The following is an 18,789-nucleotide window of genomic DNA, read 5'->3' on the forward strand; positions in this document are numbered from 1 at the left end:
ATGAGCGATAAACAGAACACCGGCGGCGGCAACATCCGCCTGATGATGGGCCTGATCCTTGGCGGCATCGTGGTGGTGGCGGGCGGCGGCTACGCGCTGTACAGCTACTTTGCCGCACCGCCGCCTGAACCTTCCCGCGTGAACCTGACGCGGGTAGGCGGCAGCACGCAGGTGAGCGCACAGGAGCAGGCGGCCTACCGCGAGCTGCTGCGCGAAAACAACGCCCGGGGCGCGCAGACCGCCGCCGCCTCGAACGGCAGCTTTATCGCCAGCATCCCGCTGCAGCAGGACGTGGTCACGCCGAAAGAAACGCCAACGGTCGCACCGGCCCTGGCGCCGCGTGAGCTGCCCCGCCCGCAGGGTAACGGGCGAACGCAGGAGCAGGAGAAGGCGCTCAGCGAGGCGCGGCAGAAGTCGCTGACCGCGCTGCTTGCAAAAATCCAGGCGGAGCCACAGACCGACCTTCCCGCCGCGCAGCTGCTGGGCGGAAAGGACGGCGGCTGGGCCGCATGGCGCGACTCGCAGCCGGACAGCTACGTGCAGCAGGCCGCCGCGCGCAGCCGTCAGGTCGCCGCGAATACGCCACCGGCCTCCGTCGTTGTGGCGCCTTACTGGCGCGGGCCGGGTGAAATTTACACCGGCGTGAACTCGGATAACGGCACCACGCCGGTGCTGGGCCGCATCACCACGGGCCAGTATGCTGGCGCCGTACTGCAGGCGCCTGAGGGGGCGAAGCTGTCGGGCGACGGGGTCATCATTCACTTCACCACGATGGCGCTGAACGGGCAGAACTTCAAAGTGGACGCCTATGCGCTGCAGGACGATACGCTCGTGGCCAACATTGCCACCGACGTCGACCATCACTACTTCCGCCGCATCGTGCTGCCGTCCATCTTCAAGGGCATCGGCAGCGCGGGCCAGCTTTACGCGCAGGCCAACACGCAGCTGCTGAGCAACGGCTTCAACACCGTCACCACTCGCCCGTCCACGCCTGACGGCACGGCGGTGGCCGGGGTGATTGCCGGCGGCACGGCGGAGCAGGCGGCGCAGGTGCTGAACAGCGACGCGGCCCGCCTGCCGGACCGCACCGTAACGGTGAAAAACGGCGAGGTGGTGGCCATCCAGTTTATGCGCGGCGTCTACAGCACCGACGCCGAGTCGCCGCAGGGCGTGTCGCAGGCGACCGGAGGCAACGCGTTGCCGGCGGCACTGAGCAGCAACCCGACCCCGAGCGCCGCGGACCTGCGCGAAGAAACCCAAGCGCGCATCCGCGCCGCCGAACAGAGAGGAATGCCCCGTGAATGAATTCGATCCGCAGCCGGCGGTCATCGCGCCGGTCACCCCCGCCGCTTCACCGCCCGCCCCGCAGCAGCAGAGCTTTCTGACGCGCCCGCTGCTGCTGGGATACTCCCTGCCCTGGCTGGCGGGGATAGGTCTGGTGCTGGGTGGCATCGCCTGGTATCTGTTCCTGCCCTCAGGCTCCTCACAGGATGCCAGCCAGCGCGCGTTCGGGCAGGACGCCGGGCTTGAGGCGGTGCAGCCCGCCTCTGCCGCGTCCGCGCCGGCACCGCTGCAGACGGGCGGACTCAGCGTCCCTGCCGCCGCGCTCAGCCTGGCGGAACCGGCCGGCAGCGTGCCGGACGACGTGGTGAAGCTCATCCGCGAGGGGCGCGAGTTTGAGGCGGCCAACCGCGAGGCGATCACCCGCCTGTCGGACACGGTGCGTGCGCAAACGAAGGCGCTGGCCACCCTGCAGCAGCAGCTTACCGGCATCGCGCAGGAAAACGCCCGGCTGGGTAATCAGCTGACCGTGCTGGCCGCGCGGCCTTACCCCGAGGCGGGCGGACACGCCGCCGGCAAACGCGCGACGCGATCGGCGCTCACCGGCATGCGGCTGGAAAGCCTGCAGGAGGGGATGGCGTGGATCAGCTGGCAGGGCAGGACGTGGGCGGTGCAGGCGGGGGATACCCTTGGCGGCGTCACCGTGCGCGACATTAACGCGGCGGATCGCAGCGTCACAACCAGCGCCGGCGTGCTGCGCTAGGGAGGCGTCATGGGAGGATCGCTTGACGGCATCACCATGCTGTCTAACCTGGCATCCGGGCTGCAGAGCTCGTTCATCACCTTGGCCCTGACGCTGGGGTCGCTGTTCGGCGTGCTCGGCGCCGGCGGCTTTCTTATCCGTCAGTCGTGGCTTGCCCGCAAGGCGCCCGGTCAGTCGGCGAGCGGCGGGGCCGTGGTGGCCTGTCTGCTGCTGTCGGGCTGCCTGGTGGGGCTGGACCAGCTTATCGGCGCGGGGGCGCGACAGGTGGGCTGGCAGGTTTCGTTTGACGCCATCAGCTATGTGGACCAGGGGACGTTCGGGCAGGGCGCGGTCGCGGCCAACGCCCTGCTGAGCCTGCTTCGTATGGTCGGCGTCTGGTTCGCACTGGCGGGCGTGATGCTGTATCGCCGTTCCCGTAAAGATGGCCACTCGGGCCTGACGGCGGGCGACGACGTCAACAAGGGTACCGTGAGATTTATCCTTGGGGTGTTGCTCATCTGTAACCCCTATCTGCTCGACGCCTTACAGAAAACCCTCGGTATGCGCTAAGGCAGATTCAAAGACTTCCGTCCTCATGGACGATTTAACCGGCCATCCGGCCACTCTTATTCATTAAGGAAAACACCATGATTACTCGCTTTTACCGCGCGGCATACGCACGCGTCCTGATGCTGTCTGAAGCCCTGCGCCGTATGACTTTACGCGCACTCTGCGCCTGGCTTGCCTTCATCTCGCCGATGGCCATGGCCGACGATGATTTAGCCGGAATAGGTACCCGCCTGGCTGATGGCGCCAAGTCGTGGCAGACCAGCGGTATCATCATCATCCAGGTTATCGGGTTCTTTTCAGTTGCCGGCGGCATTCTTTCCATTAAAGCCATGAAGAATAACCCGCAGATTAAACCCTGGATGATAGCGCTTGCCATTATTGGCGGGCTGCTGGCTATGGGTATCGCGGAAATCATCAAGCGCGGCATGAACCAGATGGGCATGACGCCGGTCAGCATCAGTTAACTTCCCGGCCGCCCCCTCACGGGGCGGCAATTCTCCGCATCACTGCCGGACTTCCCGGACAGTTCTCCTCTTGTTCGAACAGGACTTCACTATGGTTTTGAATCGTACGCCGGCTCCGGTGGCAGGTTCTCTGCTGCCGCTTGTACCGGACGTCAGCGGTGAAGACGAATCCCCGCGACCTGTGGCGCTGTCTCCCGGCGCGTCATGCCGCTGCTGCGGTACGCGCGCGCAGCGCCTGTGGCAGGGGCCGGACGCGCAGCCGGTCTGCACGCTGTGCTGGCTGACCTTTAACCTCGACAGCCCCACCGCCGCGCACGGACATCTCGCCTGGCTGCCTGATGCACCCGCTGCCGACATCATCAATCTGCAGCGCCGCGCGCTTATCGGGCAGCACAGCGAGAGTAAAGCCGTGCGTAAACAGGGCAGGCGCGTCTGGAACTGGCTGGCCCGCCACGCACGCGAGGTGGAGGGCATGTGGGGCACCTCCCGCGCGCCCGAGTTCGCCGCGGCCTTCGCGCGACTTCCGCCTGTAAAGCGCGCGCAGATGCAGCAGCGGCTTGAGGGCTGCGTGCTCATTTTGCCCGCTGACGTTTTTAACGACCTGACCCTGCTGCTGCCGCTGGGCCGCACCGCCGATAGCGCGGTGCATACCCCGGCATGGGCGACCTATACCCGGAGCGACCTGTATGCCAAACCGCCTCATCCGCTGGACTGAAGAAGTGATCACCGCCGCGACGCGCTTTGCCGTGTCGCGCGACCTGCCCGACTACTGCGACCTGCAGACCGTGGTGCGCCTCACCGACGACGATCGCATTCGTCACCCGGAGCTGAGCGCGCCGTACATCATGGTCACTCATCGCGGTGACTATCTGACGGTTTATGAAGTTGCCGGCAGCTACAGTGAGGCAGACGAAAAGCTGGCCGCCGGGCATGACGATGCGTGGCAGGGACGGCTTGACCGCATGACTGAGTCCTTAAACTCCCACTATCGCCATACGGGTCATAAAATCAGCACCGTACACGAGTGCGATCCGGATGGCGGCGGGGCTGTCATCCGTCGGCTGCTGGCGCCGCAGTATCAGTCACTGAAGCGCACCGGTCTGGATCTGAAATACATGCTCGATGAGCAGGTGAAGAAGCTCACGCCCTGGGTGAACGCGGAGCGCACCTGGCTTGTCTGCTACAGCGGCCGCGGCGTGCTGGCCGGGCACGAACTGCGCGATGAAAACGCCCGCCTGAAGGCGCTGGTGAAGGGCAGCCCGGCGGCCGCGTTTGGGCAGAATCCGCTGCTCACCGAGCTGGCGGGGCTCAAAATCCGCCACGACGCCTTCCTCTCGCAGGTTGAGCGGGCGCTCGGCGACAGCGGCAGGGGCGTACTGATGCGCCGCATCGACGCGCACGAAGCCGGGCGCGTGCTGCGCGCGCAGGTGGACCCGGGCACGGGCGCTGACTGGCAGCCGCTGCTGCCGGACGATCGTATTATCCCCCGGGGCGTGCGTCAGGGGGAGGACGCCACCGCGCTGCTGGCCCCCTGGCTGAACTTTCAGGTCATGGGCGCGGGCGTTGATGAGATACGCAACAACCTGATCAAAATTAAAGGCGTCTGGCACGGCACGCTCGCCGTGAACCTCGGGCCGCAGAGTCCGCAGAGCTTTGCCCGCCTGCGCGAACTTATTCCGCGCAGCGTGCCGTTCCGCATCCGCAAGGACCTTATGCCCGGCGGCATGCGTCGCCTCGGCGGCAAGCACGTCGTGCTGAGCATGGCGTCCTGGGTGCCGGGCCTGAAACCGATTTTCGATTCCATTTCGATGCTGGCCGAACGCGAGATGCACGAGCCGGTGTGCATTATGACCATCACGGCTGCGACCTGGGGGGATTCTCCGGAAACGGTGACGCGCAACCTGACGCTGCTGCAGCAGGCGCTGACGTCGTGGGGGATCTGCGGCGTAACGCAGACCTTCGGCGACCCGGTTAAGGCGTGGGTGGCTACGCTCACGGCCTCGTCTGCCTCAAGCGGGCCGTGCCTGATGTATCCGCCGCTGTCTGAGGCGCTGAACCTGATGCCGCTTACCCGTCCGACGACGGCCTGGAGCGAGGACGGCAACGCGCTGTTTGTGTCGCCCGACGGCAAGCTGATGCCGGTGGCGCTCGCGCCCTCCAACCAGACCAAGAAAACGAGCATCGTGGCCGGCGAGTCCGGCGGCGGTAAGTCGGTGTTCATCAACCGGCAGCCCATCATCCTGGCGATGTCCGCGCAGCAGCAGTTACCCTTCTTTGCCGGCATTGATAAGGGGTTCAGCGCGCAGGGCATGGTCTCAATACTGCGGGATGGGCTGCCGCCGGAGCGTCAGGACGAGGTGCTGAACATCGTGCTGCGTAACGACGCGCAGCACTGCCGCAACCTGTTCGACATCCAGCTGGGGCTTTCGATGCCGCTCAGCTACGAATCCGAATTTATGGAGAACGCGCTGCAGGCCCTGTGTATTGACCCCGGCACCGGCGTGCCGCCCAACGGCCGCGATACGCCGATCATTCTGCGCCGTCTGGTCAGCGATTCGTTTAAGGCCTGTCGCGAGGAACCGAGACGCTACGAGCCGGGGCTCGTGCCGGAGGTGGACGCGGCGCTGAGTGACGCCGGCATCTGGGAGGCGCACCCGGAATACCGCGACAACGCTACATGGTACGAGGTGCGGGACCTGCTGCAGGACGCGGACCACCCGGACGCCGCGCAGCGCGCGCAGTTCCAGGCGGTGCCGGAGCTCGCCGACATGGCGCCACGCCTGCTCAGCGAGGATTTTCGCAGCATGTACGGCAACATCCAGCGCGACGGCAGCAGCGAGCCGCTGATTGAGTATATCGCCCGCTGCCTGCGCGACGCCTGCGGCCAGTACCGCATGTTCGCCGGGCGCACGCGCTTCATGATAAGCCCGAAGGCGCGCGTCATTACGGTCGACATTCAGTACGTCGCCGGCGACAAGTCAAAGGCGGGCCACCTGCAGACCGGCATGATGTACCTGTTTGCCGGCCACATCGCGGGCGGCGACTTCGTGCTGCCGCAGTATCAGGACGAGCTCTTTCCCGCGCTCCACGAACGCTGGCACCGGATGCACCGCGCGCGCGTGGATCAGCTCGACCAGGAGGTTAAAACCCGCCAGTACGACGAGCTGCACAACGCCAAGGGCGTCCCCTTTATCTTCCCGATGCTCGAAACCGCCGACCGCGAGCAGCGCAAGTTTGGCGTGCGCACCGTGCTGTCCTCGCAGTACTTCCGCGACATGCCCGACGCGCTGCGCCAGTCAGCCAACTCCGTTTATATGGTCGGCGTTGACCCTGAGGACAGGAAACTGCTGAAAGAGCGCTTTAAGGTGCCGGACGCCACGCTTGACCGCTTTGAGCGCATGGGCAGCGGCCCGGCGGCCGACGGCAGCGGGGTGCCGTTCCTTGGCATCTTCCGCATTAAGGGAGGCAGCACCATTGCCCACATCATGAAAAACGCGGTTGGCCCGGAGGAGCTGTGGGGCCACAGCACCACGCCGGTGGATATGTCGCTGCGCCGCATGCTTGATAAAGACGTCGGCGCCGGCACGACCCGCCGCATCCTTGGTCGCTTCTTCCCGAACGGCTCGGCCGAGAAGGTCATCGAGCACCGTCAGCGCACCGCGGGCGAGGCGCGCGGCGACAACGTCATCCGCACGCTCGCCACCGAGCTAATCGATAAACAGGGCTACGACCTCTGACCCCTCAGGAGTTCTGACATGCATAAATCCACACCATGGCGCCCCGCGGGGCGCCGGCTGCTTGCCGCCTGCGTGCTGGCGGCGCTGGCGCCGAAAGCGCTGGCGTACCCAACCGAGGAAATGAGCAGCATCCCTATTCAGACGCAGGTCATGCCCGCGCTGCAGACCATGCAGGCCACGCTGGCTGAAATCCTGTCGGCGGAGAAGGAGACCGGCACGGCGGTGGTGCAGTCCTCGGACAAAACTACCACGGCCATCACGGAAGCGGCGCGCACCCAGCGCGAGGCGGAGAACTTCAACCGTCAGGCGGACCGGCTGGAGAAAGCCCGGGCGGCCTACACGGTGCCGGACAGCATCTGCAGCGAGTCGGCCTCCGGCACGGCCGCGCAGGTGAGTCAGGCAACCCGCGCGGCGGCGTCAAAGCTTGCCGGCGGCAGCGCCGTGTCGAGTGCGGTCGTGCGGGAGACGCTGGCAAGCCTGCCCACCTCGCCCCGGCAGGGCGGCTATCGCAGCGCGCTGATTCACGCGGGCTACTGTACTGCGGAGGAGGCAAAGCTGTACGGCGGTACCGGGCTGTGCCCGGGCGTCTCGCCGATGCCGGGCGGCGACACCGAGGCGCGATCGCTTTACGACGGGGCGGGCCCGGCGGGTAAAGACCCCGAGCTCACCTTCACCCAGGCGCAGACCGATGCGGCGATGGCCTATGTGAACAACTCGGCGAAGCTCGATGCCGGACGCACGCCGGGCAAGGGTGAAATCCAGACCGCCACCGGTCAGGAGTATCAGGGCCTGCTCACGCAGTACAAGGCGATGCAGAGCGCGGCGATGCAGCCGCAGCTGGACATGGTGGCGGCGAGCCAGCCGCAGGACGCCACGCAGGCGGCGCTCACCGAGGCGCGGCAGGCGCCGTCGGCGGAAAGCTACTTCCAGCAGACCGCGTCGGCGCAGGCAAAGCAGACCGGCACCATGAGCGAGCGCGAGTTTGAGGCGTTTGAGGTGGGCCGGCGCTACGCCAACACCGCGTGGGTCACCGACCTGCAGGGCATGGACGGCGACAACCTGGCGCGCGAGATGGCACGCCAGCAGAGTCTGGCCAACTGGCTGGCGCTCGGCATCAAAAACGAGCTGCGTCAGGCCAACATCATCAGCGGCCAGCAGCTGGCGCTGGCGGCAAAAAATGAATACGCCCCGCAGCTGCAGGCGCTGTCCTCGCAGATGAGCGCCGGCGTGAGCGCTAAGTAATTCCTTTACGGAGCATTCCATGACGACAAGCGGTACCTTCGCGCCGGACGCCGGCGCGCTTTCTTCCCTGCTGGACGCGGCCGCCGGCCCGGTTCTGGTGCTGGACCCCTGCGGCGCGCTGTGGGAGGCATTCTGGCAGGCGCCGCGCTGGAAGACGCTGTGGCAGGCGTGGCGCCTGGCGCCCGGACAAACGCAGGAGGGCGACGTCTGGGACGTGCTGGGCGCGCTGCGCCACGTGCACGCCACGGACGGGAGCGAGGCGCTGGCCTCCGCGCTGTTCCCGGCAGACGGGCACAGCGACCTGACGCGCAGTCTGATGGCCTGCGTGCTGGCGTTCGCGGACGACACGGCCCACTTCATCGGGCGCTCATCCGGGCTCGGCGCGCTGGCCGGTCAGCTGTGGGCTGACGACCTGTGGACGGCTATCGCCCGCTGGAGCCGTCAGTATCCGCACCATCCGGCGCTGCAGGCGGCGCGCGCGCTGCTGACGCATGAAGGCGCCGGCGAGTCTGTTCTGGCTATCCGCGGCCGCATGGCCATCTTCCACCATCCGCACGTGGCGGAGACGTTCACGGGCGCGCCGGGATTGAGCCTCAGCGCGCTGCGCCAGCGTCCGGGACAGGTCATCTTCCTGACGCCCGACATCCGCTGCATGGAAAGTGAGGCGCTGACGTCCGTGTACGGCTTCCTCTTTAACGCGCTGCAGGCGCTGGCGGCGCTTCACCACGTCACGTTTTCGATCGCTGAGCCAACCCTGACCGCAGAAGGAGATCCCCTGTGAAAGAATCTGATTCAGCCGCTCCGCAAGGGAGCGCAAAGAAGTCCCGCATCACGCCGAAGCGCGTGGGCTGGATAGCGCTGAACGTTGTCCTGCCGGCGTGGGAGGTGTCCAGCTGGAGCCGCCACGCCGGGCGCAACGTTTCCCGCCTGTGGCAGCGCCTGCGCGAGGTCACGGCAGGGCGCGGCGCCGGAGATTACCGCCCCGCTGACTGGTCGCAGGCGGTGGCGGACAGCGGGCTTCCGCCCGCCCGCCTTGCGCGTAACCTGCGCGTCAGCCGCTGGATATGGTGGGGACTGATGTGGCTCACCGGTTTGCCGGTGGTGGGGTTCCTGCTGATGCTGATTGCTGCAGGCAGCAGCATCGGCGGGACCGGCTGGCTGCGCGTGGGCTGCGTGATGCTCGTGCTGATGCTGCTGGCGGCGACCGGATTCGTGCAGGCGCTGGTCACCAGTTTCCGCCTGTGGCAGCTGACGGAAAAACGGGTGTCGGCGTCAGAGAAGGGCAGTTTTCAGGACTTTCTGCAGGAGACGCGCTGGTGCCGGCAGGTGCTGAGCGGCGGCCTGCTTTAAGGAGACAACGCATGCGAAATAAAACGCGCGAACAGCTTCTTATCCGCGTGATCAACCTGCTGGACGATGCGGAGCTGGGTGAGCGGCATGAGACGATCATGAACCTGGTGCACAGCGCCCGTCGTGCCTGCAGGGAAGGGCGGAGCAGTGTAGCGGAACAATGCAGGTCAGAGGTGCTTACGCATCTGCACAATGCACGCCTGAGCCTGCAGGGAACGGAAACCGAACCCGCGGTTACCGTCGTCATTGATGAGGCTATCAGCCAGCTTGACTCCGCCAGTGAGAATACGCTGTCTTCCCCTTTCAGGCTTAATCCGGAATTCACAGAACCCCTGTGTTACCTGCTGATTTTTACCCTGCTGCTGACGCTTGTGCTTCATTTCGCGTTGTGAGCGGCTGACTGAGCTGAAGGAGGACTTTTATGTATATACGGCTCGATGTGTTTGCCGGCCTGCTCCGGGTGCGGCCGGGAGAGCTGCTTCACGCCGTGCGCACCACGGGCGAGCTGGACGGCATGCTGCTGCCTGCCCGCAGGCAGGTGCGCGGTGCGGCACTGATGTTCGATCAGGCTGAGGCCACGGCGTTTGCGGCGCGCTGGCACGCCCGGGAGCCTGCGGATCATCCCGCCCCCTCCGGTGAACCGCTGATACCGCTTGATGCGTTTGCAAGAGAGGCGGGCATTGCGCCGCTGGCGCTCTGGCAGGCCGTCAGCCGGCGTAAGCGCCTGCGCGGTATCACGCTGCCGGTGCCGGTCATGTCCGAAGGGCAGCTGCTGTTTGAGCCGGCTGCGGTCAGCCGGTTTGTCAGCGCCCTGAGGCGCGTATCGGACGGAGAGAGCTCATGACCCGTGATGAATGGCTGCTGAAGTTCCGGCGTCACCAGTCGCCCGACACGCTGGAGAAGGTTTACGAGATGCTGAAATACAGCGGCGACCCGGCGGATGAGTATGCGATGACCTGTGCCTGGGACCACCGCAGGGCGGAGCTCGCCGCCGGCAGGCTTTTCGATCGCGTGCCGATGCACGTGTGGCGGTTCGTGGAGTAACGTTAAGCGTATTCAGCCTGCCTGCCGTTCCCATACTGCCATCCCCAACACTTTTCACTCAGGTCATCCCCTGACCCACAGGTAAACCATGAAGCTACTGACAAAAATTCAGGCGGCGGCTCTGCTGTGCGCCGCGTCCTGCCCGGCGTTTGCCGACGGCGTGGACTACCAGACCATCAGCGATGCCGCCAGCAAGACCGGTGACCTGTCCCGGCAGGCGCTGGTGATGATATTCGGCGACGTGGTGCTTACGCCGTTTCAGCCCGGGCAGGTCACGCTTATCGGCTCGCTGTTTGCGCTGCTGAATGGCGTGCTCTGCTCGGTCGCGCTGGTGTGGTTCCTCATCGTGACGCTGAAGACGGTGTTCAAAGGTGGACAGGACGGCAAGGTATTCAGCGCCGGCCGGACCATGCTGCATCCCGTGATGAGCTTTGCTGGCTTTATCACGCTCGTGCCGACGGCGTCCGGCTGGTCGCTGTCGCAGCTGGTGATGCTGTGGGCGGCTTCAACCATGGGCATCGGCAGCGCGAACCTGTTCACCGACAAGGCGGCGGACATGATAAGCAGCGGGATGTCGCTGGTCGTGCAGCCCACGGCGCCCTCCACGCGTTCGGCGGCGCGCGCGGTGTTCGAGATGAACCTGTGCAAGTACGCGACCAACCGCGAGCTGTCCTCGCTTTATCAGGACGGGCAGGCGCGAACGGCGCTTATGGAAACGAAGGGCGGAAACGGCGACTACACCACGGGCAACGGCAGCGCGCTCTGCGGCAGCGCCCGCATCCCCGAGCCGTCAACCGGCGTCATGGACAGCCTGTTTGGGTCGGCCGTGAACACGGCGAGCGTCACCACGGCATCACGGGGGGCGCTGGACACCATGCAGTCCACGCTCGATGCCGCCGCGCAGGCTTACGTCGATGCCTATCTCAGCCGGCGCGATCAGGATACCGGTACCCTGAGCGATCCGGAGACCACCATTCAGAACGCGGCGGCCGCGTATGAAACAACGGTTAACAACGCGCTGAACCAGCTGAACTACAAAGACTCGCTGCAGAGCCAGCTGACGACGCAGCTTAAAACCTACGGCTGGATTTCGCTGGGCGCCTGGTACAACACCTTTGCGACGGCCAACAGCAAAACGAATGAGGTGGCCAACGCGGCGCCGGTGACGTCAGGGGCCAGCCTGCACGGCGAAACGGGCACCGGTGACCTGTATCACCAGGTGTTTACGGCGTATCGATCGCAGGTGCAGAACAGCACCTACACAGCGCCTCTCGGTTCGCAGACGGCTAAAGATGATGGGGCTGCTCTTAACGCGACAGACCCGGACGCAGTATTTGTGAGCTTTTATAAAAGTCCGATGCAGAAAATCACAACCGCAATAGCTACAAACGAAATTGGCACTCAAGCAGATTTTTCACATCAAGTTAATCCACTGATTAAGATGCAAACCATTGGTGACTACACTTTGGGTGCCACCGAGACTGCTCTGGCAGCTTATACATTAACGCTAGCAGCGGCATCTACTGCGGATAATTCAGTATTGGGAAAAATTGGCGGTCTGCTTTTCGTCAATCCGGGAGCAGTTGTAAAAGATGTTCTGACGGAACTTTCACCGCCGTTTTATTTCGTGATGTTACTTCTGTTTGCAGTTGGATTTTCGCTGGCAGTATTCCTGCCGGCGGTACCCTTTCTTTACTGGATGGTGGGGGTGTTTAACTGGCTGGTAAGCGTCATGGTGGGGTGTGCTGCGGGCCCAATGTGGTCTGCGACTCACTTAGGAGCCGAGGAGGATAAAGGCAGCCGCAGTGCGTACGGCTATATCTTCCTGATCGACATGATGCTTCGTCCATCGCTGATGGTTCTGGGTTTTTTCTTTGCTTCCGTGGCTGTAATGGCCGGTGGAACCCTCCTGAATCTGTTGTTTGGGACTGCATTGGCCAACTCCAATGCGGACTCAATTATGGGATTAGTAAAAATGATTGGCTGGCTATTGATTTACGCACGCATAGCAACCTTCGGCGTCACGCGAGTCTTCGGACTACAGGCAACGCTCGCCGACTATGTGATCACGTTCCTGGGTGGTGCAGGAATGGCCGGCATCATGGGCGGACTGGTTGATGACGTCAAAGGCATGTTTGCTGCGGCAGGCGGTGGTTCCCGCAGAGTGCCAGGTTTGCAAAAATCCCCTAATACTGGCTCGCCTAAAGAGGATGGAATTAAGTAATTTCACCTGGCTTTATTTACAGTCATGCGTATAATTTAATCAGAGAAAATGCGGCAGGAGGATGCCATGAAATTAGTCCAACGTCATGATTCAAAAACTGAAAATCTGTGGGTTGTTGTAAAATTTGTTTATTATTTTTTGGTACTGCCGTGTCTGATTTTTTTCGCTGTGGCTAGTCTCATGATCTATTTCGGCAAACAACCAGGCGGGCATAGTGATGCTGGCATGGCTAGTTTCTTTATTTTGGTTTGGATTGCTCTTATTGTCCCTTTGGCCTTTCGTCGATTTGGTAAGAAGTCCCGCAATCGCCAGCTCAAAAATATGGTCGCAATGCTCACCAGTGACGAGCGTTTCATTCCACAGAAGCACCATCAGGTTATGGATGCGGGCCGCGGTAAATATCTGGGTGTCGATATCAGGTCCGGCAACCTTCTGTACATCCACATGGTGAAGAAGGGGCTCGTCGACGTCATCGGCCTCACCATGGATGACTGGACGGATCGCGAACTTGAAGGTAGTACGCTTCGCCTTAATACAAAGAATCCTGAAGTGCCGGTACTGAGTATTAACGCGCATCCAACGGTGGCCAAAGAGCTGTTTGATACGATCGGCGCGATGAGCCACAAGAGCTATTCAGAATCGTTCCCGCAGGAGCCGTGGCCTGAGTATGTTGGCCGTCAGAGCCGCTTTGTGGAGTTCGAACACAACGTGGTGGTCCCGCAGGTAGTCTGATATACCCGACATTCTGACGCTTTTCCTCTGACACCGGCCCCGAGCCGGTGTTTTCTTATCTGCAGTCTGGCGGGCCCTTGCGTCCGCCTCCGGTCCCGGAAACTCTCACATGTACACCTCTAATCCGAACGCCACCGGCAGTAACGAGCCGGCCATGGTGATGATCACCCTTGGCCTGACGCTGCTGCTTTGCTGGCTTTTCTTTGCTGACTTTGTGCGCTGGAGCTGCTGGTTCCTTTACTGGCTGTGGCGCTTCGCCGACTTTCCGCAGATTCACGGCTACGCCGCCGAACGCATCAACCTGCTGGCCGCCACCGGCAACGGCGCGGAGTCAGTGAAGCTGACCGAATGGCGCGACGTGATGAACCTCACCGCCGGCATCCTTTTCGTGCCCATGATGCCGTTAGTCGCGGTGACCAGCTGGGCGCTGGCGCGTCATCCTGCGCTGGGCTTTCGCAGCCGGCGCGCGATCGATATCCATTCGCTGCCGCGTGTAATGGCCACCTTCGCGCCTTCCGTCATTCCGGTTCTGTCCGGGCATCGCGGTGACGGGCTCATGAACGACACCACGCCGGAAAACGCCTGGGCGCTGAAGCCCGAAGAGTTTGCGGAGCAGCACGGGCTGATCAAGCGCCGCGTGCTCGATCGTGACGCGGCAACAGCCTTATTCGATGCACAGAACGGGCCGGCCATGACGTCACCTGACCAGTGGCAGCCGCATGAGCGTGCGCTGCTGGCCGTCTTTGGCCTGCAGGTGTTCACCGGTGACAGGAAGGCGGCTACCACGCTGCTGGATGATCTGAACCGCTCCTGCATGACCCGCCGGCTGTTTCGCGCGCCGGAATTTCGCAGCGTGCCCGACTGGCAGGTTGCAGAAAAGCACGTGGCCCGCGTGCTGGCCAGCCCGGGCGTCATCGAGTGGCTGAACATGCACGGGACGGTGCGCTCCGCGCTGGCCGGGCTCTACGGACGTGACCTCCGCCTGCCGCCAGCGCGCTTTCGCTGGCTGAAGGGTTGCAACCGCACGCTGTGGTACGGACTTCACACCGCCGACACCGCCAAGGTGTTCGTGGAGGGGGCGGGCATCGTGGCGCAGGCGCGCGCGGAGCGAATGGCCGCCCGCATGAATCTGCCGCGCCCGCCGCTGATGACGGATGAGGCAGTGACCGGCCTGCAGCTCGAGCTCGAGTCGCTGGGGCTCGTGTACCCGCGCGACGCGCGGCCGAAACGCGCGAAACCGCAGCGAGAAATACCGTTCCCTGACGCACTTTATCTGCCCGGACAGGGCGAAGACGAATTTTCTGACGGCGCCGGCGCGCGCTGAGACAAGGATCTGATGATGACAATTTCACGCAGAGAGGGCCTCTTTGAGGCCACGCTGACCTGCAGACTTCTGGCAGTTAAACGCTACGCGCAAACGCAGGCCGACACCACCGGAGGCGTGGGGTCTACAGTCTGGAACCCTTCGCCGATTTTTACGTGTTCGTTCAGAAATATGCCATGGCTCGTGCTGCACAGCGATGGCCTTTACGCTCAGAATGCTCACGACGCGCTGACGCCGCTTTATCAGGGAGAGGATGCCGCTCAGCTGCTCAGCTGCCTGACCGGCCTGCTGACCACTGCAGCAAGAAGACGCCGCTTGTGGCGGGCCGCCGGAGGATGCGCTGTGGCTGTCGCGCTGGGGATTCTGACGTGGTTTGCGCATGTGCCGCAGACGGCCCCGGTGCCGGAAAGGGCCGGTTTACTCTCTACAGTGGGCGCTCCGGCCGCAATCACTGCACCCGACGCGCCAGGCATGGCCCCAAATGGATGGCGCACCGACACTCCAGTTCCTCCACAGCGACCAACGCAACCCCAGCAGCCGCCAGTTATCGCGCCTGCTGACGACTGGAAGCTGCCACAGAATGTGCGCGCTGAGCTGCCGGACAAGCTCAGTAAAGCGGCGGCACGGGGACTATTCACCGTACCGCTGTCATCCGGCCACGCGCGCACGATTTACGTGTTCGCCGACCCGGCATGCCCGAACTGCCAGCGCATGGAGCGCCACTTTGAAACCGCTGCCGGCACCGTCAACGTGGTGATTTTTCCGGTCACCATCGAGGGTGGCGAGGCGTCGCTGAAGACGCTGACGCCGGTAATGGCACTGCCCGAGGCTGACCGTCCTGCCGCGTGGAAGCAGCTCTTTGCCGCCGATGCCGGTATCGGCGTGCCGGGCGCCGCACCGGTCGCACCGGCGGTCACCAGTGAGAACCAGGCGGAAACGGCGCGCGGGGCGATAGGCGTCAACGAGGTGGCCTTCCGGGCCTACCGGCTGCCGGGCACCCCCTGGACGATTTCAGACGACGGCCGCTACGTGCCGCAGAGCGTACTGAGCTCGCCGGCGGCGCTCGCGGACTTTTTAAACGGAGGCGATCATGGCGGACAATAACGCTGCGCTCGACAGCGCGCGCGTCAACCGGCACGCTGGCCGCTCGTGGCTCATCGACGTGATGTGTGAGACCGGCACGCTGGCCTGGGGGATGCTGGCCGCCGTGGTCGCCGGCATCCTCTGGCCCGCCACGCTGGTGCTGAGCCTGCCGGTGCTGATGTTCTGGGCGCTGGTCGTGGCGCCCGCCGGCCGCTGGAAGATGCCGATGCGCATGCCGACCGACATTAACCGGGACGATCCGTCGACCGAGCGAAAGGTGCCGGCAAAGGTGCTGGGCTTTCTTCCGGTGGCCACCGTGCGTATTCACACCAGCCGCGCGGCCGGCATTCTTTACGCCGGCTACCTGCGCGGCAGGGACGCCGGGCGGGAGCTGTGGCTTTCCATGGACGACCTGACGCGTCACGTGCTGATGTTCGGTACCACCGGTGCCGGTAAAACGGAGACGCTGCTGGGCTGGGTGTTTAACGCGCTGTGCTGGGGTAAGGGCGTCATTTTTTCTGACCACAAGGCGCAGAACGACGTGGCGCTGGCCATGATGTCGATTGCCCGCCGCTTCGGCCGTGAGGACGACCTGCGCATGATGAACTTCATCACAGGCGGTCGCTCCCGCGCGCAGGAGCTGCTGGAAGACGTGAAGGGCCGCCCGCAGACGAACACCACCAACGTGTTTGGCATCGCGCAGGAAACCTACACCACCAACCTGATGGATTCCATGCTGCCCAAAACTGGCGGCAGCGGCGGCGACTGGCAGGAAAAGGCCCGCTCCATGAATCAGGCGCTGGTAACCGCGCTGGTCTATAAGTGCCGGCGCGAGGGCACGGTGATGTCGCAGCGCACCATCCAGGCGCACCTGCCGCTGCGCAAAATTTCCGGGCTCTACGTGCAGGCGGTAGAGGAGCAGTGGCACGAGGAAATCCGCGTGGCGCTGGAGAACTACCTCAGCACGCTGGCCGGCTTTGACATGGACAAGGTGGCCACGCCGTCCGAGTGGGACCCGGAGGCGAACCGCCAGCACGGCTACCTGATGCAGCAGTACACGCGCATGCTGAGCCTGTTCAACGACACCTATGGCCACGTCTTTGCGCGCGACGCGGGCGATATCGACCTGCGGGACGTGGTGCACAACGACCGCATTCTGATCGTGCTGGTGCCGGCGCTTGAGTTGTCCGCCACGGAAAGCAGCACGCTTGGGCGGCTATATCAGTCGCAGCTGGCCATGATATTAAGCCAGGACCTTGGCGAAAAGCTGGAAGGGCGTCCGGAAGACAACATGAAGGTGCGCAAATTTAAGGACCGCTTTCCGCTGCTCTGGATCATCGACGAAGTGGGCGCCGGCTACAGTGAGAAGCTCGGTGAGCTGGCCACGCAGATACGTTCGCTGGGCTACTGCCTCCTGCTGGCCGGGCAGGAGGTGCAGCGCCTGAAGACGGCGGCGGGAGATGCGGTGTGGACGCTGGTCGCCAACATGGGCACGCGCATTACCGGTAAAATTATGGATCCGAAGGACACGCTGGAAATCCTGCAGCTGATGGCCGGCACCGAATACCGTGCGCACATGAGCGCACTGGTGCAGCAGGGCAGCATCCTCGGCAGCGGTCTGAGCGATGACCCGCGCCTGCAGGTGAGCGAAAAGAAAAAGGTCGACGTGGAGGAGGTGCAGGCGCTGCAGGAGGGAGAAAACGTCACCCTGTTTAAGGGGCAGGTCATCCGCGGGAGCTCGCTTTACATCGATGATGCCGACAAGTTCACGCAGGAAGCGGTGCGCATCAACCGCTTTATGGAGGTCAGCCCGCCATCCGAAGCCCGGCTGCTGGCCACCATGCCTTATCGCCGACGCCGCAGCTACGTGCGGACCGACCGGGTTCAGCACATTCTGCAGGTCCTTGACGCGCCCCCGGCCGCACAGGATACCCGTGGGCTGGTGCTGACCGATCCGGCGCTTGCCGCCGTCTGTGAATTCTCCCTGGAGTGCGAATACAGCTGGAAGCGGGCGCCATCAGCCGCGGTGCGGTCGGCAATACTCTGGCACATGGTGCTGGAAAGCCTTCCTGCGCGGGGACGGGGCTATAAGGTCCGGCTGCGCGAACCCCACCTGATGGGCGTGGGGCGCGAGGCAATTGAAAAAGCCGCGCAGAACTACGTGGCGCTGGCGTCTGAAACCCCCAAAACCTTTAGCTAACCAGTTGTCACGTATGGTTATTTGTAGCGAAATGGCTAAAGCTTTTTAGCCTGATTCCGATAACAAATGTGAGACTGATCCACAGTCTGCCACTGCTTAAATAAACGTTTGTAATGCTGATCCCTTTAAGGGCCTTTAAGGCCCTCTTTTTTTGCCTCTGCAACATGAATCATCCGACTTATTGCCGGCCACTGCCGGCTTACTGCAGGAACAAAACATGAAATTAACGTTTGCAGCGATCGCTATGGCGACCTCGCTGAGCTTTGTCGCTTACGCATCAGCCGCGACGCCTTCCATTGACGTCGGATTTTCGCCTGAGGGCAGCGCGGAGCAGCTGGTCCTCCGCACGCTGGACGAGGCGCACGAGAGTATCCGCCTGATGGGCTACAGCTTCACCTCGCCCACGATCGTTAAGTCCCTGGTTGCGGCAAAACGTCGTGGTGTGGACGTCAGGGTAGTGGTGGACGACAAAGGCAACCGCAGCAAAGCAAGTCAGGCAGCAATGAACGTGGTGGTCAACGCCGGCATCCCACTGCGCACTAACAGCCAGTACAAAATCATGCACGACAAGGTGATCATCTCCGATGGCCAGAATGTGGAGCTCGGCTCGTTTAACTTTACGCGGAGCGCAGCGGAGTCAAACTCCGAGAACGCGATGGTCGTGCGCGGTGTGCCCTCGCTGGCTCAGATGTACCTGACGCACTGGCAGTCTCGCTGGGATGGTGGTACGGACTGGCGATCAACTTACTGAATTACGCCTGACAAAAGTGAGAGTGGTCCGCGCGCCAACGCTGAT

Annotated in this window: 18 protein-coding genes; all 18 read left to right on the forward strand. The window is 63.5% G+C overall.

Annotated elements, in window-relative coordinates; all coding sequences use genetic code 11:
* The 18 genes from traO to AC6I8D_RS24740 all read left to right on the forward strand — a co-directional run bounded on the left by traO (nt 1) and on the right by AC6I8D_RS24740 (nt 18,744).
* Nucleotides 1–1,305: a conjugal transfer protein TraO gene (gene traO, locus AC6I8D_RS24655; RefSeq protein ID WP_497821234.1), complete on the forward strand. Its 1,305-nt coding sequence runs from the start codon at nt 1–3 to the stop codon at nt 1,303–1,305.
* On the forward strand, nt 1,298–2,044 hold the full coding sequence (gene traP, locus AC6I8D_RS24660; RefSeq protein WP_497821235.1) for a conjugal transfer protein TraP: 747 nt from the start codon (nt 1,298–1,300) through the stop codon (nt 2,042–2,044). The genes traO and traP overlap by 8 nt, the downstream gene beginning before the upstream one ends.
* A gap of 9 nt (nt 2,045–2,053) precedes the next feature.
* On the forward strand, nt 2,054–2,593 hold the full coding sequence (gene traQ, locus AC6I8D_RS24665) for a conjugal transfer protein TraQ (protein WP_497821236.1): 540 nt from the start codon (nt 2,054–2,056) through the stop codon (nt 2,591–2,593).
* A gap of 77 nt (nt 2,594–2,670) precedes the next feature.
* Entirely contained in the window at nt 2,671–3,057 is a 387-nt protein-coding gene (locus tag AC6I8D_RS24670) for a DUF6750 family protein (protein ID WP_497821237.1), read from the forward strand.
* A 91-nt stretch (nt 3,058–3,148) separates the two neighbouring features.
* Nucleotides 3,149–3,772: a conjugal transfer protein gene (locus tag AC6I8D_RS24675; RefSeq protein ID WP_497821238.1), complete on the forward strand. Its 624-nt coding sequence runs from the start codon at nt 3,149–3,151 to the stop codon at nt 3,770–3,772.
* Nucleotides 3,744–6,794 (forward strand): putative type IV secretion/conjugal transfer ATPase, encoded by a 3,051-nt coding sequence (locus AC6I8D_RS24680; protein ID WP_497821239.1) that lies wholly within the window; start codon nt 3,744–3,746, stop codon nt 6,792–6,794. Before AC6I8D_RS24675 ends, AC6I8D_RS24680 begins: the two co-directional genes overlap by 29 nt.
* A gap of 18 nt (nt 6,795–6,812) precedes the next feature.
* A complete protein-coding gene (gene traW, locus AC6I8D_RS24685; protein ID WP_497821240.1) occupies nt 6,813–8,036 on the forward strand; it encodes a conjugal transfer protein TraW in 1,224 nt (407 codons plus the stop codon).
* A 19-nt stretch (nt 8,037–8,055) separates the two neighbouring features.
* Entirely contained in the window at nt 8,056–8,817 is a 762-nt protein-coding gene (locus AC6I8D_RS24690) for a prepilin peptidase-dependent protein (protein ID WP_497821241.1), read from the forward strand.
* Complete coding sequence (gene traX / locus AC6I8D_RS24695) at nt 8,814–9,386, forward strand: conjugal transfer protein TraX (RefSeq protein WP_497821242.1); 573 nt, start codon at nt 8,814–8,816, stop codon at nt 9,384–9,386. The genes AC6I8D_RS24690 and traX overlap by 4 nt, the downstream gene beginning before the upstream one ends.
* An 11-nt stretch (nt 9,387–9,397) precedes the next feature.
* Nucleotides 9,398–9,778 carry a hypothetical protein gene (locus AC6I8D_RS24700; protein ID WP_497821243.1) on the forward strand — a complete coding sequence of 127 codons (381 nt, stop codon included), beginning with the start codon at nt 9,398–9,400 and terminating at the stop codon, nt 9,776–9,778.
* A 29-nt stretch (nt 9,779–9,807) separates the two neighbouring features.
* On the forward strand, nt 9,808–10,230 hold the full coding sequence (locus AC6I8D_RS24705) for a hypothetical protein (RefSeq protein ID WP_497821244.1): 423 nt from the start codon (nt 9,808–9,810) through the stop codon (nt 10,228–10,230).
* Entirely contained in the window at nt 10,227–10,430 is a 204-nt protein-coding gene (locus tag AC6I8D_RS24710; RefSeq protein ID WP_222213606.1) for an Hha/YmoA family nucleoid-associated regulatory protein, read from the forward strand. Before AC6I8D_RS24705 ends, AC6I8D_RS24710 begins: the two co-directional genes overlap by 4 nt.
* A gap of 88 nt (nt 10,431–10,518) precedes the next feature.
* On the forward strand, nt 10,519–12,654 hold the full coding sequence (locus tag AC6I8D_RS24715; protein WP_497821245.1) for a DotA/TraY family protein: 2,136 nt from the start codon (nt 10,519–10,521) through the stop codon (nt 12,652–12,654).
* A 66-nt stretch (nt 12,655–12,720) separates the two neighbouring features.
* Nucleotides 12,721–13,386, forward strand: a complete 666-nt coding sequence (excA, locus tag AC6I8D_RS24720; RefSeq protein WP_497821246.1) for a plasmid IncI1-type surface exclusion protein ExcA — start codon at nt 12,721–12,723, stop codon at nt 13,384–13,386.
* Between the two features lie 109 nt (nt 13,387–13,495).
* Nucleotides 13,496–14,710 carry a secretion/conjugation apparatus DotM-related subunit gene (locus tag AC6I8D_RS24725; protein ID WP_497821247.1) on the forward strand — a complete coding sequence of 405 codons (1,215 nt, stop codon included), beginning with the start codon at nt 13,496–13,498 and terminating at the stop codon, nt 14,708–14,710.
* A gap of 171 nt (nt 14,711–14,881) precedes the next feature.
* On the forward strand, nt 14,882–15,814 hold the full coding sequence (locus AC6I8D_RS24730) for a thioredoxin fold domain-containing protein (RefSeq protein WP_497821248.1): 933 nt from the start codon (nt 14,882–14,884) through the stop codon (nt 15,812–15,814).
* Nucleotides 15,801–17,993, forward strand: a complete 2,193-nt coding sequence (trbC, locus tag AC6I8D_RS24735; RefSeq protein WP_497821249.1) for an F-type conjugative transfer protein TrbC — start codon at nt 15,801–15,803, stop codon at nt 17,991–17,993. Before AC6I8D_RS24730 ends, trbC begins: the two co-directional genes overlap by 14 nt.
* A gap of 217 nt (nt 17,994–18,210) precedes the next feature.
* On the forward strand, nt 18,211–18,744 hold the full coding sequence (locus tag AC6I8D_RS24740; protein ID WP_497821250.1) for a phospholipase D family nuclease: 534 nt from the start codon (nt 18,211–18,213) through the stop codon (nt 18,742–18,744).
* Nucleotides 18,745–18,789: the final 45 nt, after the last annotated feature.

The sequence above is a fragment of the Pantoea sp. X-Soil-MYKO-1785 genome, assembly GCF_059730675.1.

Excerpts from the sequence above, each read along its gene's own strand:
- traO (WP_497821234.1), top strand. The coding sequence starts at position 1 with ATGAGCGATAAACAGAACACCGGCGGCGGCAACATCCGCCTGATGATG.
- traQ (WP_497821236.1), top strand. The coding sequence starts at position 2,054 with ATGGGAGGATCGCTTGACGGCATCACCATGCTGTCTAACCTGGCATCC.
- AC6I8D_RS24670 (WP_497821237.1), top strand. The coding sequence starts at position 2,671 with ATGATTACTCGCTTTTACCGCGCGGCATACGCACGCGTCCTGATGCTG.
- AC6I8D_RS24675 (WP_497821238.1), top strand. The coding sequence starts at position 3,149 with ATGGTTTTGAATCGTACGCCGGCTCCGGTGGCAGGTTCTCTGCTGCCG.
- AC6I8D_RS24680 (WP_497821239.1), top strand. The coding sequence starts at position 3,744 with ATGCCAAACCGCCTCATCCGCTGGACTGAAGAAGTGATCACCGCCGCG.
- traW (WP_497821240.1), top strand. The coding sequence starts at position 6,813 with ATGCATAAATCCACACCATGGCGCCCCGCGGGGCGCCGGCTGCTTGCC.
- AC6I8D_RS24690 (WP_497821241.1), top strand. The coding sequence starts at position 8,056 with ATGACGACAAGCGGTACCTTCGCGCCGGACGCCGGCGCGCTTTCTTCC.
- AC6I8D_RS24700 (WP_497821243.1), top strand. The coding sequence starts at position 9,398 with ATGCGAAATAAAACGCGCGAACAGCTTCTTATCCGCGTGATCAACCTG.
- AC6I8D_RS24705 (WP_497821244.1), top strand. The coding sequence starts at position 9,808 with ATGTATATACGGCTCGATGTGTTTGCCGGCCTGCTCCGGGTGCGGCCG.
- AC6I8D_RS24710 (WP_222213606.1), top strand. The coding sequence starts at position 10,227 with ATGACCCGTGATGAATGGCTGCTGAAGTTCCGGCGTCACCAGTCGCCC.
- AC6I8D_RS24715 (WP_497821245.1), top strand. The coding sequence starts at position 10,519 with ATGAAGCTACTGACAAAAATTCAGGCGGCGGCTCTGCTGTGCGCCGCG.
- excA (WP_497821246.1), top strand. The coding sequence starts at position 12,721 with ATGAAATTAGTCCAACGTCATGATTCAAAAACTGAAAATCTGTGGGTT.
- AC6I8D_RS24725 (WP_497821247.1), top strand. The coding sequence starts at position 13,496 with ATGTACACCTCTAATCCGAACGCCACCGGCAGTAACGAGCCGGCCATG.
- AC6I8D_RS24730 (WP_497821248.1), top strand. The coding sequence starts at position 14,882 with ATGCCATGGCTCGTGCTGCACAGCGATGGCCTTTACGCTCAGAATGCT.
- trbC (WP_497821249.1), top strand. The coding sequence starts at position 15,801 with ATGGCGGACAATAACGCTGCGCTCGACAGCGCGCGCGTCAACCGGCAC.
- AC6I8D_RS24740 (WP_497821250.1), top strand. The coding sequence starts at position 18,211 with ATGAAATTAACGTTTGCAGCGATCGCTATGGCGACCTCGCTGAGCTTT.